Below are 15,001 nucleotides of genomic sequence, written 5' to 3'. Positions count from 1 at the left end.
TTAAAAATATTATTCTGCTGGATTTTCGGGTGCTTCCACTTTCCAAACTGTCGTTACTTTGCCATTTTCCCCTTCATCGAGGATAAACGAGCCGTTGGAATAACGGTCACTAAAGCGAAGGTCACTAGTTTTTATCGTTTCGGTATAGCCTTTATCAGTCTGAATAAAAATATCGTCTTGTTCATTCGCGACAATAAAGCCCATAATTCGGTGTGGATTCGATTTGAGTTCTCTTAAGATGACGACACCACGCTTTGCACGGGTTGCTTTTTCGAACTCTTTTAATTTCATCCGCTTCACGGAACCCCTTTGTGTTGCAATCACAATAGATTGATGACTATCTGCATTAATTAATTTCCCGGCGACAACAAAATCATCATCTTTTAAATTAATTCCTTTTACACCTGCTGCACGAATACCGACAATGCTGATTTCTTCCTCATGGAACCAGAGGGCGTAGCCTAGGTGTGTAACAAGGAACAGTTCTTTGGTCCCGTCCGTTTGGTGGACATCAACGACTTGATCATCATCCTTCAGATTGACAGCAACAAGCGGTTTAGAGTAACGCTGCGCTTTATAGGCTTTTAATTCTGTCTTCTTGACCATCCCATTTTTCGTTATAAAAACGAAATAGGCATCTGCTTCAAAATCCTTGATTGGGATCGCTTGAATGATTTCTTCATCGCGTTCAATAGGAATGATATTTGCCACATGCTGACCTAAATCCTTCCAGCGGATATCTGGCAGTTCATGAACTGGGCAAAACAGGTAATTTCCTTTATTGGTGAAGAGAAGAAGAACATCTTTTGTATTCATATCGAGTTGCGCTAACAGTCGATCGGATTCTTTCATTGCAAAGTCCTGACCACCTGATGCAGCATAGGAACGCTGACTTGTCCGTTTGACATAGCCATGCTTCGTAACCGTTACGATAACATCCTCACTTGGAACGGTTACCTCAAGGTTGATTTTCAACTCTTCAATCTCTGCTTCAATTTTTGAACGACGATCATCGGCAAACCGTTTTTTCACATCTTTTAATTCTTTTTTGATCACCGAGATGAGCTTTTTCTCACTTGCTAAAATGCTCGTCCACTCTTCAATTTTCTTTGCTAATTCTTCCGCTTCCTGTCTTAATGCGGTGATGTCAGTGTTGGTTAAGCGATAAAGCTGTAAAGACACAATTGCTTCAGCCTGCAGTTCGGTAAATGCGTATTTAGCGATTAAATTGTCCTTTGCATCGCGCTTATCTTTAGAAGCACGGATGGTAGCAATCACTTCATCGAGAATCGATAAAGCTTTCATTAACCCCTCGACAATATGCTGACGTTCCTTGGCCTTGGAAAGGTCAAACTGTGTTCTTCTGGTAACCACTTCTTTTTGATGCCCGATATAGGCATCAAGTAACTCACGCAGTCCCATTTGTTTTGGCCGCTTATTGTGAATGGCTACCATATTAAAATTATAAGTAACTTGCAAATCACTATTTTTATATAAGTAATTCAAGACACCTTCAGCATCGGCATCCTTTTTTAACTCTATCACAATTCTAAGGCCTGTCCGATCCGTTTCATCACGAACCTCGGACATTCCTTCCAGCTTTCGGTCCAAGCGGAATTCATCCATTTTTTTGACTAGATTGGCTTTGTTCACCTCATAAGGAATTTCCGTGATGACAATTTGCTGTCTGCCACCGCGAACCTCTTCAATATCGGCTTTCCCGCGGACAATAATTTTCCCTTTACCAGTTTCATAGGCTTTTTTAATTCCATCGATCCCTTGAATGATTCCGCCTGTAGGGAAATCCGGTCCTTTGATGACTTTCATGAGTTCATCAACCGAAGAATCAGGCTGATCCATTCTCATCATGACCCCGTCAATGACCTCTCCAAGATGATGCGGCGGAATATCCGTTGCATAGCCTGCTGAAATTCCCGTTGATCCATTGACAAGTAAATTCGGGAACATGGCCGGCATGACCGTAGGTTCCTTTGAAGTATCATCAAAGTTTGGGATAAATTCGACCGTATTTTTTTCGATATCACGAAGAAGTTCTGCGGCAATTGCAGAAAGCCTGGCCTCCGTATAACGCATCGCTGCAGGAGGGTCACCATCGACACTCCCGTTGTTTCCGTGCATTTGCACGAGGACATTTCTAACCTTCCAGTCCTGACTCATCCGCACCATTGCCTCGTAAACGGAAGAATCACCGTGTGGATGATAATTACCGATTACGTTACCAACTGTCTTAGCAGATTTCCTAAATCCTTTATCAAATGTATTTCCTTCAACATGCATCGCATACAGAATTCTTCGTTGCACCGGCTTTAAGCCGTCCCTGGCATCCGGCAGGGCACGTTCTTGAATAATGTACTTACTATATCGGCCAAAACGATCACCAAGCACATCTTCTAGAGGCAAATCACGGAATTTTTCATTTGCACTCATCCTTCAGAACCCTCCTCGGCGACCGTAATATTTTCATTTTCTAAAATGGTGTCATCCTCTTCTAATCCAAATGCCACGTTACTTTCAATCCATTTACGGCGGGGTTCAACCTTATCGCCCATAAGTGTCGTAATGCGGCGTTCTGCTCTGGCAATATCATCTATTTTCACACGAATAAGCGTTCTAGTCTCAGGATCCATGGTTGTTTCCCAAAGCTGGTCGGCATTCATTTCACCTAATCCTTTATAACGTTGAATAATATAGCCGCGGCCGACTTTTTTGATGGCCCCCTGCAGTTCATCATCATTCCACGCATATTCAATTATTTCTTTTTTTCCTGTCCCTTTACTTACTTTATATAAAGGAGGGAGGGCGATAAACACTTTACCTGCTTCAATAAGCGGCTTCATATAGCGATAAAAGAAAGTAAGCAATAATACTTGGATATGTGCCCCGTCTGTATCGGCATCCGTCATAATGACGATTTTATCGTAATTGATGTCTTCAACAGTGAAATCAGCACCAACGCCCCCGCCGACGGCATGAATAATGGTATTAATTTCTTCATTTTTAAAAATATCTGCCAGTTTTGCTTTTTCAGTATTAATGACTTTACCTCGCAAAGGGAGAACAGCCTGAAAACGGCGGTCCCTGCCTTGTTTCGCTGAGCCGCCTGCAGAATCACCCTCAACTAGATAAAGTTCATTTCTTTGTGGGTTGCGGGATTGTGCCGGTGTTAATTTACCGGACAATACAGTTTCTGACCGCTTTCGCTTTTTGCCGCTCCTTGCATCCTCACGTGCTTTCCTGGCTGCCTCTCGCGCTTGATAGGCTTTTATTGATTTTTTGATAAGGAGGGAGCTTATATCAGGATTTTCTTCAAGAAAATAGGATAGATGTTCAGATACAACCGCGTCTACAGACGAACGGGCTTCACTTGTTCCTAGTTTCCCTTTTGTTTGTCCTTCGAATTGGAGAAGCTCTTCCGGGATCCTGACAGATATGATGGCCGATAGGCCTTCGCGAATATCAGCTCCATCTAAGTTTTTTTCTTTTTCTTTTAACAAGGTCACCTTGCGGGCGTAATCATTAAATACACGCGTCATGGCAGTTTTCGCACCAACCTCATGCGTGCCGCCATCCTTTGTGCGGACATTGTTGACAAACGAAAGCACGTTTTCCGAATAGCCATCATTAAATTGAAAGGAAAAATCGACTTCAATGCCATTCTGTGCACCTTCAAAGCTGACAACGGGATGAAGCACATCCTTCTCCTCGTTTAAATATTCAACAAATGCCTCGATGCCATTTTCGTAATGAAATACTTCATGGAGATCATTCCGGTCATCATGAATTTCAATCTTTAATCCTTTTAACAAAAAGGCAGACTCTCTTAACCTCTCACATAAGGTTTCAAAGTTATATGCCGTGGTCGAAAAAATGGATGGATCCGGCCTAAAATGGATGGTTGTCCCTGTTTGATTGGTTTTGCCGATTTTTTCAAGTGTTGTGACCGGCTTACCGCCATTTTCAAAACGCTGTTCGTAAACAAATCCATCTCTTTTAATGGTGACGGTTAACCATTCTGAAAGCGCATTGACGACTGATGCACCAACACCATGTAACCCGCCGCTCGTTTTATAGCCGCCCTGCCCAAATTTACCGCCGGCATGGAGAACTGTTAAGATGACTTCCGGAGTGGGTTTCCCTAATTTATGCATACCTGTAGGCATTCCGCGCCCTTTATCAATAACACTAATTGAATTATCTTTGTGTATTTTTACAATGATTTGATCACCAAAGCCGCCGAGCGCCTCATCGACTGAGTTGTCGACAATCTCATAGACGAGATGATGGAGACCGCGTGCATCGGTACTGCCAATGTACATCCCGGGGCGCTTTCGAACCGCTTCAAGGCCCTCTAGTACCTGTATGGCTTCATCATTATATTCAAAAGCCTGCTGATTCCTTGCCACTAAAATACCCCTTTCACCTTACAAAACAACCTTCTAAATTGCTGTAATACCTGTTTATTATATTTATTCGTTCAAAAGAATAAAGGTGGTGTGAGCAGAGCTTAAATCACTTATCTAAAAACATAAATGTTTATTACAACATAAAAAGATATACTGCTATATTATTGCGGCGCTCCGCCCCATTACCACCAAAAAGAACTAATGTTTGCCACTTTCATTTTAACACATGTTCTCGCAGCGTCTATGCTTAATTGTAGCGATTTATTTCGTTTTGGCAAATTGTATTTTAAGATAACCCCTTTTTCGCCATCCCTCCCTTCCAAAATTTAGGGTAAAATAAAAAAACTGCTAAAGTTCAGCAGTTTTTAGTAAAAGCCTTCATTTATTATTGCAAATGCCTTGTTAATGCATGCTCAACCTTAATACAACGGTCCATTATTACTGTATAGCCTTTTTCTTTTAAAAATTTATATGCTTCTTCGTTTGCTAGACCAAGCTGTGCCCAATAGATATCTGCATCAATTTCATCAAATTCCTTGGCTACGTCAAACAATTGCTCGGATCGGCGGAATACGTTAACAATGTCAACATGCTCTTTAATATCTTTTAAGGATGCCACTGCCTTTACTCCAAGCACCTCGTCAATCGTCGGGTTAACAGGGATGATTTCATAACCTGCTTTTTGCATCACCGCTGAAACCTGGTAAGATGTCCGTTCTGGATTATTACTTAAACCTACAACAGCTATTCTTTTTGCATTTTTTAATATAACCGCAATTTCCTCGCGACTCGGATTATCAATAGTCAAAATCACCACTCCTATTACATTGTTTTCTTTATTTTACCTCTTTTTACAATAAAAATATAATAAAACGCTTCCAAATAAAGAACGCTCCCAATAAGGAGCATGTTTGTAAGATGATTAAACTGACAAAAGTTCCTGTTTCATTGCTGCGGTAATCTTTGGTACCGAAAGACAGAATCTGGCTCCATCACTCGTGTTTTCAACCGAGACGCTGCCGTTCATCTTTTCGAGAATCAGCTTTGTTATATATAAGCCGAGACCGGTTCCGTTTTCTCTAGTGGTAAAATAGGGATCAAATACCCGCTTAAGGAGGATTGGTTCGATTCCACCGGCATTATCAATGAATTCTGCTGTAACAAATTCCTCTGTTTCGTTAATTTTTATCCATAGTTTTCGGCGGCTTATATCTCTTTGAACAAAGGCATCACGGGCATTTGTTAAAACATTTAGGACAACTTGGCTATATTCATTCGGATAGCCGTAGGCCATCTGTTGCCCCCTGTATTCGAATTCCACTTGGATCTCATGGTTTTTTAAACTGATAGAAAAGATAGATAAGGCCTCTTCAATTGAATCTCCTACGGAAAATGGCATTTTCTCCCGATTGGGTTTATAGAATTTCCGAAAATCATTTATTGTACGGGACATATGTTTAATTTGGAGCATGCTTTCTCTTGTGAAACGATCAATATATTGATCGTTGATTTCTCCAAATTCGAGTGCCTCTCTTAGGTCATTCATTAATAAAGACAAAGTATTTAGCGGCTGGCGCCATTGGTGCCCTATACTGGCAACCATGCCTCCCATCGCAGCTAGTCTAGATTGTTCGATTAATAGTTCATCCTTTTGTTTATTTTTAGCGGCTTCTTCTTGTACCCGTTTCTCCAAATACCGATTTTGGTGTACCATTAACTCATACCTTTTTAGCAGGTCTTGATTATTCTTTTCTATTTCTGATAGTTCTTTCATAACGTGGTCACCCCCTAAATTTGAATAAGAAAATATAAGATAAAACCGCCCAATGTACATATCGAGTGGTCGGTTTTTTGCTTGTTTATTTGATTTTAACTAAATTATAGTGACTCCATACGCTGCTTTCAATGAGTTTACAAATGGTTTGAAAATTCTCCATATTTTTGTAATAAAATTGACTTTTTTTGTTCTTACTTTAGACAATTAATAAAAATAAAAGGGAAAAAATAAAGGACTAGCTCTCGTCCTTTATTTTTTCCCTTATTTTTGTGTGACTGCCTGATCTGAATTTAAATTTAACGCTGTCCATGCAGTGGAATCGCCAAATAATCTTGACCAAGTACCAATTCCTGCTAAATCATAGGTTTCGGCTAAATCAGCTCGTTTTTTCAATGACAATTCATCTTCTATCCAAATTTTATAGATGGCATTTTCGTCTGCAGCAGCGTATTCTGCATAATTTTGACCACTTTCTTCATCATATTTTGGCTGCAATCCTTTTTCTGTGAGCCAGGCTTTCACTTTATCCATTGAAAGAGCTTGTGCCGTCACCTCAACAGTCCCATCCGTATTGGTTTGTTCCTTCCATAAACGGGCATATAACGGAACGCCAAGTATCAACTTTCCATTGGGTACCTCTGTCAGCAAGTTTTTAAGATTTCGCTCGACCCAAGGCAAGCTTGCCACGCTTCCTGCATCAGATGAAGAACCTGTATGTTCATCGTACGCCATCACGATTAAATAATCGACAATCTCGGCAAGCTTTGGCCGTTCATAAAAAGAAGACCAATTATTGTTTTCCCCGGCAGAAAAAGTAATATCCATTGAAACGATTAAACCGGCTTCATGCAGGTACGGGGCAGCCTCCCTCATGAATTGGGTAACGAGTGGGCCATCTGCTTGATTTACATTTTCAATATCAAAATTAATTCCTTGCAGCTGATACATCTGGCTGAAATGAAGTAATTGCCGGATGATAGCCTGTCGGGTTTCAAAATCTTTGAATGCTTCGTAGGTTAGCACAGGATCAAATGAATTTGAAAACACGCCCCAAACTTGATACCCCTTTGCATGTGCCCACTCACTGTATTCAAGTGATGCGAGGTTTTTAACGGACCCGTCATTTGCAGCGAGGGAGAACCAGGTAGGGGATACGACATTCACACCCTCCAAAGTGGGTATTTTAGAAGAGTCTGGGTTTTTCGAATAAACAGCTTCCCAGGTTAATTGAACCGGGCCATCAATCTTAGGCATTTGAAAAGCTGAACTTTGTCTTTTGATCGAAATCTGTACACGTTCTTCCTTATGAACATATTCTTTTTTTATATAACCGCTTATCCCATTCACTTTCCTAACAAGAAAAAAATCCCCTTTTTCCCCTTCGATGGTTATGGATTCGCCTTTAGCCATTTCTGCTGTATATGGTGAGCGCCAAGAAGCCTCTGTCCGCAGTCTAAGTTTTTCTTTGTTGATATCTTTATCTGTCAATCTCCCATTCTCGTATTTGTCCCCATCCCGTTGAATCCAAACGGCGTTACTATCAGGTACTGTTTTAAATTGGATGGGATAAAAGGAAAGAATGGGCTCAAGGGCAATAAAGATTTCTCCATTCCTGGTGATGACGGGTGACAGCTGTAATGGGACCTCTTTTTGATTCACATAATAAGTTAAAGAATCGGTGGGCATTTGAACAACTTTATCCCTTGTAGTAATAATAACTGAATTTGATTTTTGATCGTGAACGATGGAATGATCAATGTTCGTTTTCAAAAAGGAGAGTGGAACAAACAAGGTATTTCCTTCGATGATTGCATTTCCCTCCTGCTTTCCATTGAATAGGATGGGATGTTCTCCTTGAAAAAATGTTTTCTTATCTGTTGATGCAAAAGGGTATAATAATAGAAAAATCGATGAACAAATGAGGAAAACCGCCCCTATGAATCCACCCATGATCCAGTTCATAGATAATTTCTTATTATTTTGATAGTCAATTCGTGCCATGGTTCTGTTCCTCCTTAGTTCTATCCTAAGGTATTATTTGGGAAATGAGAAGGTGTTTTTTCACTCCGTGATCCCGAATCTTTTAAGATATTGGTGAAAGCCATAGTGTTTTTTCAAAAATACATGGTAAAATAGAAGAACCCGATCTTTTTTTGAAGGAGAAATTATGAATGGTTCAAATTATTTTAGTCTTAATCCTTGCTTATTTGCTCGGTTCGATTCCATCCGGTTTAATTATCGGCAAGGTTTTTTACAAAACAGATATTCGCAAACATGGAAGCGGAAATTTAGGAGGTACTAATACCTTTCGAACACTTGGTGTGAAAGCGGGCCTGGTTGTGACAATTGCCGACATCCTGAAAGGGACACTGGCAGCATCCCTGCCTATACTGTTTTCGATTGATATAAACCCACTGCTTGCTGGGATGTTCGCTGTTGTCGGACATACCTATCCGATCTTTGCCGGGTTTCGCGGCGGGAAGGCCGTGGCTACATCCGGCGGTGTTTTATTGTTCTGTGCACCCTATTTATTTTTAACAGTCTTAGTGGCTTTCTTTATCAGTTTGTACATAACAAAATACGTTTCCCTCTCATCCATGATTGCAGGAATTATCGCTATTTTGTTTGCTTTAATATCCGGCTTTGTCCGTGAATGGGACATCCCCTTGCTGATCGTTGTGTTCCTCATGGCATCGTTTGTCATTTACCGGCATCGGGCAAATATTACAAGAATCATCAACAAAACAGAGCCAAAAATCAAATGGCTATAAAGGAATTCTTGAATGGTAAAATGAATTGTACATTGCGTTAATAAGGGAGTTTCCAATAGAGGAAGCTCCCTTCTCTTATATTTAAGCCGTTTATTAAGAATAGTTTAAAATTATTCAGTAATATAATATAGTATAATCAATGTGCAGGAAAATAGTTTGCTTATTGAATGAATTTATTAAGGAGAGTATATGAAAAAAAAGGCTATTATTCCCTCTATTTTTATTATTTTGGTTTGTATTGTGGTTACAGCGGTTGTGCTTATTCAGCAAAATCAAGCCTCTAAAAAGAAAGACACGGTTTTCTTGTCTAAGGAACATAAGCCGCGGCCATCACAAACGGTCAATCGTGAGATGACAGAAAAAATTACGATTGGTGCTATCGGAGATATTCTTATTCACAGCCCTGTTTATCTGGATGCATTTAATGGTAAAGAATACAATTTTAATCCTATGTTTGAACCTATGAAACCGCTTTTAGAAAAGCCCGACGTACTCACAGCTAATCAAGAAAGCATGTTGGGTGGAATTGATTTGGGGCTATCCGGTTATCCGATGTTCAACAGCCCGCACGAGGTGGCTGATGCCCTCGTCCATTCAGGAGTTGACATTGTTTCCACAGCAAATAATCATACTTTGGATAAAGGAGAAAAAGGGATTCAATCGGAGACAGCATACTTAGAAAGCATCGGATTGCCACATGTGGGCAGCTTTTTGGACGAAACGGATCGTCAAAAATTGCGGATCCTCCATAAGAACGGTATCAAAATCGCTTTTCTTTCTTATACTTATGGGACAAATGGAATTCCTGTTCCAGTTGGAAAGGATTTCCTCGTCAATCTGATTGACCGCGAAATGATGAAGAACGAAATTCATCGGGCAAAAAAAGAGGCAGATGTAGTGGTGATGAGCATCCATTGGGGAAATGAATACCAGAGAATCCCTACAAATGATCAAAAGGACTTAGCTGGTTTCCTGGCAAATGAAGGTGTTGACATCATCTTTGGTTCCCACCCTCACGTTTTACAGCCGATGGAATGGATTCAGACAGCTGATGGCAGGAAATCGTTCGTAATCTACTCATTAGGTAATTTTATTTCTGCACAATATGGTGATTATAAGGATATTGGCGGATTAGCTACGCTTGAAATTACTAAACATATATCTGAAAAAGGTAACACGATTGCACTTTCGAACCCAGTTTTTTATCCAACCTATGTAACCAGTCAAAAATATCACAACTTCCGTGTCGTACCATTAGAAAAGGCCGGTGAATATGGCCTATCAAATGCCGAAGCAAAATACAAAGAAATTCAAGACCATATGAAGCAATGGCTCCGTTAAAACGGAGCCAAATTTTTTACAAAGTACTTATCTGATCTTCCCAAATGTGTTCGAGTAAGCCTTCTTGCAGCAAAATTTCTTTTTGCCTCTGCCCGATTAGGTCAAAATGAGAATACCCATCAGCTCTATGGTGAATCCATTCTTTTTTTAACCCATATTGTTGACCCCAAACTGCCAACCGGTCAAGGTCTAGACAGCCTACTTTTGTTACCGTTTTACTGTCAGGAAAGCGGTCATCGAGCCAGTAATGCGTTAAAAAAGCAATTTCCCCCTCATCAATTTTCCTTTTCCAGTCATTTATATCCTGGCGTTTGATCCCAAAAGCCAAGCTAGTCACCTCACAATTGCATTGTTTTAATGGCCTTCCTCGGCATTATTTTTTCTTAATTTCCTCGTATTTTAAATACCATTCCGGAAAAGCCTTTTTAAAGGATGTTGGTCTGAAATTATCTTTTTTCACGATAATGTGAGTAGATGTACCAACCGCACAAACTTCTTCGCCGCCATTAACAATGGTGTAGCCATAAATGGTTTTAATACCGTCATTTAATTCGACCCAAGTTTTTACAAATGCTTGATCGCCGTACCGTAATGGTTTTTTGTACGTAATGGTAATGTCATAAACAGGCGCGTAATAGCCCATCTCCTCCATCGATAAATAACTATAGCCGATGTCTTCAATAAACCCGGTCCGGCCAAGCTCGAAAAACTTTAAATAGTTGGCATGATAAATGACACCCATCATATCTGTGTCAGCGTAGTAAAGCTGAATTTCCCTTGTCGAAACAAAATAAGTATCCACAACAACGTTCCTTTCCTTGCCAACTAACTTACATTTTTGTAATGGCTTTTTTAACATCTTCTACTTCAAGATGCATAGATTTTTCAAATGAAATTTCATCCTCATCTCCATCCATTAATCGAAATGCTTGTGCTTGAATGATTTCATCAACCAAATTTGTCGCAAAGCGGCCATTACCCTTAAACACTTCCGCTTCCATTGTCTGAATGAGGAGGTTCTTGGCATCTTGGGTAAGTTGGTATTGAAAGCATTCAGCATAGGATGACATAATTTCGAGCAATTCTTCGGAGGAATAATCCGGGAAGAGAAGGAACTTTTTAAACCTGGAGCGGAGCCCCGGATTGCTTTCAAGCAGTTGATCCATTTCATTTGGATAACCGGCCAGCACCACCACTAGATTTTCATTATGTTTTGTCATTTCATCAACAAGTGTATCGATGACCTCTTTTCCGAAATCACCGGCTGTTTGACTTAGCAGTGAGTAAGCCTCATCAATAAATAAAACGCCGCCAAGCGCTTCCCTTACCTTTTTCTTTGTTTTACCGGCTGTTTGACCAACATAGCCAGCGACAAAATCAGCTCTGCTGGCAACGATTAAGTGACCTCGCTTCAGAATCCCGCATTCTTTTAAAAACTCAGCGTAGATTTTAGCAACCGTTGTTTTTCCTGTCCCTGGATTTCCGGTAAACACCGCATGCAGCTGTATTGGTACGGCTGGCAGCCCTTTTTTTCTTCGAAACTGTTGCATTTTTACAAACGAAATTAGGGTTCGCATTTCTAATTTTAATGATTCGAGGCCAACTAATCGGTTCAGTTTATCTTGGGGTGATTCACTAATATTCTCGATTTCTGTAAGAAAATCCTCTTTATTGAGCAGCATATAGTCTAAAACGCCCTCATCTGCAGCTTGATTGTCTGCTCCTTTTTTGAAAATAGCATCCAATACGATATTGCGGACAGTCCTTGCATTTCCAAAGGTGTCATCGACCCGTTCTTGATCAAGTCGGTGGTGAATTTCAATCTTGGATTCCTCTGTTAGGATATAATCATTTTCTGCCGCAACCTTCTCGGCAATTTCAATGAGTTCCCTGTTTGAGTAATTGGGTAAATGAATAAGGTTGGACTGTGGGAAACGGCTGCGCAAACCTGGATTGGCATCTAAAAAAGTGCGCATTTCTTCCGGGTACCCCGCCAAAAAAACGGCGAATTTTCCGCCATACTCATTGCCGGTCATCAGTGAAACAAGCGTATCAATCGCTGCCTGTCCATAATCATTTCCTGTTTGCCCCTCACGTTTAAGACTATAGGCTTCATCAATGAATAACACACCACCAATTGAACGCTCGACAATACTTCGGACGTTTTCTTCAGTCTGGCCTACAAAGGAACCGACCAACTGGGAGCGGTCTGTTTCAATCACTTCTGCACGTGGCAGTACCCCAAGCTCATGATAGATTTTTGCCATTAGCCTGGCTAAGGTCGTTTTTCCTGTCCCTGGATTGCCGGTTAATATCATGTGGAGACTCAATTCATCTTTTATTTGAAATCCTAATTCCTTTCGCTGCTTCTGATACTTTAAAAAACGGTAGAAGTCATTCACCCGTTTTTTTACCAAATCCATTCCAATCATGTTATTTAACTGATCTAATGCCTTTTCTTCTTCCATGTCTGTTTTATCTGCTTCAAGAAATTGCTGCTCCCACGTTTGTTTTATCTCTTCTACATTCGCCATATGCAATTTCAAATCATCATAATAGGTTGACGTATGGAAAACACCCGTAATCGATTGATCGTAATCTTCCGCCGCTGTTAAAAGGCTGCTCGTTTCCTCAATAACGGAAGAAAGCAAATCGATCAGCTTTTGATATTTTTGAAAAAGCTCGTTATTTACCATTGATGAGGTAATATCCAGAGTGGTGTGCAAATCGTTGATCTGTTGATCTGCATTTGCTAAAAAGGTTTGACAAACCTCGATCAGCTGCTCCGCTGTTTTCTTTTTTGCTGTACGATTATCTGTTTCCCGGAGCGGAGGAAAGGATAGCGGAGATAGTAGATCATGCAGCCTTTTCCAGTCTGATTGTATCGTATATTCTTTTGCTTTTTGATTTTCAGGATAAAGTTTGAGGGCTTCTTGAAGCCAAATACCTGCTAGTGAATCCTGATTATTCCGTCCAAGTCGTGAAATTGCGGCTAATGTTAACAATTTCGACTTGATTTGTGGGTTTGGCTCTTGACTTATCTCAGTAATCAACTGTGCTTCATCGTTAATAACGCCAGTTTCATTCAATTCTTTTTCCCATTGGTTGATTAGCTCAGTGGATCCTGACCGTTGTTTTCCTTGTTGCTTCAAATATCATCACTTCTTTTTCGAAAATTCTTCTATATCTTATCATAATCACACCTATGAAATGAAATGAAATGACAAGCAGAAAAAAAAGGCCATTTCGGCCCTTTTCGTTTCAACGCTTGTTTCATTAAGTCTCATCCTGGAGTTCAGCTTGGAAGGATTCAATACTTTCGCGTCTTCGCTGATTCTTCGCTTCAATTTGCTGACGCTGCTCGGCACTATCCGTAAATTGCATTGATTCTTCTGCTTTTTGGATATTTTCTTCCGTATCAGCAATCATTGATTGAAGCTTTTCGGCATTATCACTGCGATCGTCAGGTTTCGGCTGGTTTGTAAAGGCCATGATCAAATTCCTCCTCAAAATTGTACTTTGTACACATATAGTTTGTATCAGCGGGAGAAAAATATCACAAAAATTAATGGGAAGAAAAAGACAAAAAAGACCCGCTGGCATAGCCAATTGGGTCTTAATCCATGATTATTCACCTTTTGTTTGCATTACCTGAACTTGCTGTCCAGATTTATCCTGCATCTTCTTGCCCTTGTTTCCGCCGAAACCTCGTGGCTGTGTTCCAATATGATCGGGTTTAAATCGCTTTGTTTTATAACCAGATTCATTACTCATGTCATAATCCCTCCTTATGTACATTTTGCCCAAAGGAGAGAAAACGATGATTGGAAAACTTTTGCGGTTACTCTGCTTTACCGAGACGTTTTTCTTCTAGGCGCTGTTCAATTTTTTCCATGGCAGCGCGATCTTTTAAAAGTTGTGATTTATTTTCGGAAACTAATTCCGCAAAAGAACGTTTTCTTGGCTTTCTCATTAGTATCACCTTCCTTATTACCTATTGTAACAGTTATTATGCCCGGAAACGGTTGCAATTATTACAACTTTTTGAAAATTATATCGTATTTAATTTTTGAAAAAAATAGACATTGGTATGAACCAATGTCACCAGCTTAGTTTAATTTTTTTGTAAAGTCTTTCATAATGTCAAGGCTCATCGTGCCGACATATTTATTTTTAATCAACCCTTTGCTGTCAATAAAATAAGTTGTAGGGATGGACATGATCTGATAGATGCCGTTTACTTTGTCTTCTGAATCAAGAAGGATTGGAAATGTGATTTTATATTCGTCGACAAAACTTTGAACATCTAACTGTGGATCAATGTTTACGGCCAATATAACAGTATCATCACCAATTTCTTTGGAGAACTGCTCCATTTCGGGCATTTCTGCTTTACATGGACCACACCAGGTTGCCCAAAAGTTTAACATCACCTTTTTCCCTTTTAAATCCGAAAGCTTTACCGTTTCTCCCGTCAACGTTTTTAATTCAAAATCAGGAGCCTTCGCGCCAATGGAGAGGCCCTCTTTATTTGCTGATACCGGGTTTGATGTTTCGGGACCTTCTGTCTTTTTATCCATCGCCTGTACAATCGCTACCGTGAGTAGAGTAACCAATACAACGGCAGCAATTACTTTCTTAATCATCCCCGAAAACCTCCTTTTACTTCATCCTGCTACACTGATTTT

General features: G+C 40.2%; 14 protein-coding genes. 2 read left to right on the top strand and 12 right to left on the bottom strand.

What is annotated here, in order from left to right; translation table 11 throughout:
* Window positions 1-9: 9 nt before the first annotated feature.
* The 5 genes from parC to FAY30_RS13035 all read right to left on the bottom strand — a co-directional run bounded on the left by parC (window position 10) and on the right by FAY30_RS13035 (window position 8,202).
* Window positions 10-2,448, bottom strand: a complete 2,439-nt coding sequence (gene parC / locus FAY30_RS13055; RefSeq protein WP_149870288.1) for a DNA topoisomerase IV subunit A — start codon at window positions 2,446-2,448, stop codon at window positions 10-12.
* Window positions 2,445-4,424, bottom strand: coding sequence for a DNA topoisomerase IV subunit B (gene parE, locus FAY30_RS13050; protein WP_149870287.1), 1,980 nt, complete (start codon window positions 4,422-4,424; stop codon window positions 2,445-2,447). The genes parC and parE overlap by 4 nt, the downstream gene beginning before the upstream one ends.
* 385 nt (window positions 4,425-4,809) lie before the next feature.
* Window positions 4,810-5,232, bottom strand: a complete 423-nt coding sequence (locus tag FAY30_RS13045) for a CoA-binding protein (RefSeq protein WP_149870286.1) — start codon at window positions 5,230-5,232, stop codon at window positions 4,810-4,812.
* Window positions 5,233-5,346: 114 nt separating this feature from the next.
* Window positions 5,347-6,198, bottom strand: coding sequence for a sensor histidine kinase (locus FAY30_RS13040; protein ID WP_190284904.1), 852 nt, complete (start codon window positions 6,196-6,198; stop codon window positions 5,347-5,349).
* A 264-nt stretch (window positions 6,199-6,462) separates the two neighbouring features.
* Window positions 6,463-8,202, bottom strand: coding sequence for a glycosyl hydrolase family 18 protein (locus tag FAY30_RS13035; protein ID WP_149870284.1), 1,740 nt, complete (start codon window positions 8,200-8,202; stop codon window positions 6,463-6,465).
* A 170-nt stretch (window positions 8,203-8,372) separates the two neighbouring features.
* Here FAY30_RS13035 and plsY point away from each other — a divergent pair, with 170 nt between their 5' ends.
* Together plsY and FAY30_RS13025 are read left to right on the top strand one after the other, a co-directional pair.
* Window positions 8,373-8,972, top strand: a complete 600-nt coding sequence (gene plsY, locus FAY30_RS13030; protein WP_149870283.1) for a glycerol-3-phosphate 1-O-acyltransferase PlsY — start codon at window positions 8,373-8,375, stop codon at window positions 8,970-8,972.
* Window positions 8,973-9,161: 189 nt separating this feature from the next.
* The gene (locus tag FAY30_RS13025) at window positions 9,162-10,313 is read left to right on the top strand and encodes a CapA family protein (protein ID WP_149870282.1); all 1,152 of its coding nucleotides are present in this window, start codon (window positions 9,162-9,164) and stop codon (window positions 10,311-10,313) included.
* Between the two features lie 16 nt (window positions 10,314-10,329).
* Here FAY30_RS13025 and FAY30_RS13020 read toward each other — a convergent pair whose 3' ends face one another.
* The 7 genes from FAY30_RS13020 to FAY30_RS12990 all read right to left on the bottom strand — a co-directional run bounded on the left by FAY30_RS13020 (window position 10,330) and on the right by FAY30_RS12990 (window position 14,959).
* Window positions 10,330-10,641 (bottom strand): hypothetical protein, encoded by a 312-nt coding sequence (locus FAY30_RS13020; RefSeq protein WP_149870281.1) that lies wholly within the window; start codon window positions 10,639-10,641, stop codon window positions 10,330-10,332.
* 45 nt (window positions 10,642-10,686) lie between these two features.
* Entirely contained in the window at window positions 10,687-11,172 is a 486-nt protein-coding gene (locus FAY30_RS13015; RefSeq protein ID WP_223820961.1) for an acyl-CoA thioesterase, read from the bottom strand.
* Window positions 11,144-13,465, bottom strand: a complete 2,322-nt coding sequence (locus FAY30_RS13010) for an AAA family ATPase (RefSeq protein ID WP_149870280.1) — start codon at window positions 13,463-13,465, stop codon at window positions 11,144-11,146. The genes FAY30_RS13015 and FAY30_RS13010 overlap by 29 nt, the downstream gene beginning before the upstream one ends.
* Window positions 13,466-13,589: 124 nt before the next feature.
* Window positions 13,590-13,805 carry a small acid-soluble spore protein Tlp gene (tlp, locus tag FAY30_RS13005; protein WP_149870279.1) on the bottom strand — a complete coding sequence of 72 codons (216 nt, stop codon included), beginning with the start codon at window positions 13,803-13,805 and terminating at the stop codon, window positions 13,590-13,592.
* Window positions 13,806-13,940: 135 nt separating this feature from the next.
* On the bottom strand, window positions 13,941-14,087 hold the full coding sequence (locus FAY30_RS13000; protein WP_149870278.1) for an acid-soluble spore protein N: 147 nt from the start codon (window positions 14,085-14,087) through the stop codon (window positions 13,941-13,943).
* A 67-nt stretch (window positions 14,088-14,154) separates the two neighbouring features.
* Window positions 14,155-14,286: an FbpB family small basic protein gene (locus tag FAY30_RS12995; RefSeq protein WP_007087036.1), complete on the bottom strand. Its 132-nt coding sequence runs from the start codon at window positions 14,284-14,286 to the stop codon at window positions 14,155-14,157.
* Between the two features lie 136 nt (window positions 14,287-14,422).
* A complete protein-coding gene (locus FAY30_RS12990; protein ID WP_149870277.1) occupies window positions 14,423-14,959 on the bottom strand; it encodes a redoxin domain-containing protein in 537 nt (178 codons plus the stop codon).
* Between the last annotated feature and the right edge of the window lie 42 nt (window positions 14,960-15,001).

It is taken from the genome of Bacillus sp. S3, from assembly GCF_005154805.1.
GTDB lineage: Bacteria > Bacillota > Bacilli > Bacillales > Cytobacillaceae > Neobacillus.
This window is presented reverse-complemented; position numbering and strand designations above follow the sequence as displayed.

Coding starts and splice junctions, on each gene's coding strand:
- parC (WP_149870288.1), bottom strand. CDS start 2,448: ATGAGTGCAAATGAAAAATTCCGTGATTTGCCTCTAGAAGATGTGCTT.
- FAY30_RS13040 (WP_190284904.1), bottom strand. CDS start 6,198: ATGAAAGAACTATCAGAAATAGAAAAGAATAATCAAGACCTGCTAAAA.
- FAY30_RS13035 (WP_149870284.1), bottom strand. CDS start 8,202: ATGGCACGAATTGACTATCAAAATAATAAGAAATTATCTATGAACTGG.
- plsY (WP_149870283.1), top strand. CDS start 8,373: ATGGTTCAAATTATTTTAGTCTTAATCCTTGCTTATTTGCTCGGTTCG.
- FAY30_RS13025 (WP_149870282.1), top strand. CDS start 9,162: ATGAAAAAAAAGGCTATTATTCCCTCTATTTTTATTATTTTGGTTTGT.
- FAY30_RS13015 (WP_223820961.1), bottom strand. CDS start 11,172: ATGTTAAAAAAGCCATTACAAAAATGTAAGTTAGTTGGCAAGGAAAGG.
- tlp (WP_149870279.1), bottom strand. CDS start 13,805: ATGGCCTTTACAAACCAGCCGAAACCTGACGATCGCAGTGATAATGCC.
- FAY30_RS13000 (WP_149870278.1), bottom strand. CDS start 14,087: ATGAGTAATGAATCTGGTTATAAAACAAAGCGATTTAAACCCGATCAT.
- FAY30_RS12995 (WP_007087036.1), bottom strand. CDS start 14,286: ATGAGAAAGCCAAGAAAACGTTCTTTTGCGGAATTAGTTTCCGAAAAT.
- FAY30_RS12990 (WP_149870277.1), bottom strand. CDS start 14,959: ATGATTAAGAAAGTAATTGCTGCCGTTGTATTGGTTACTCTACTCACG.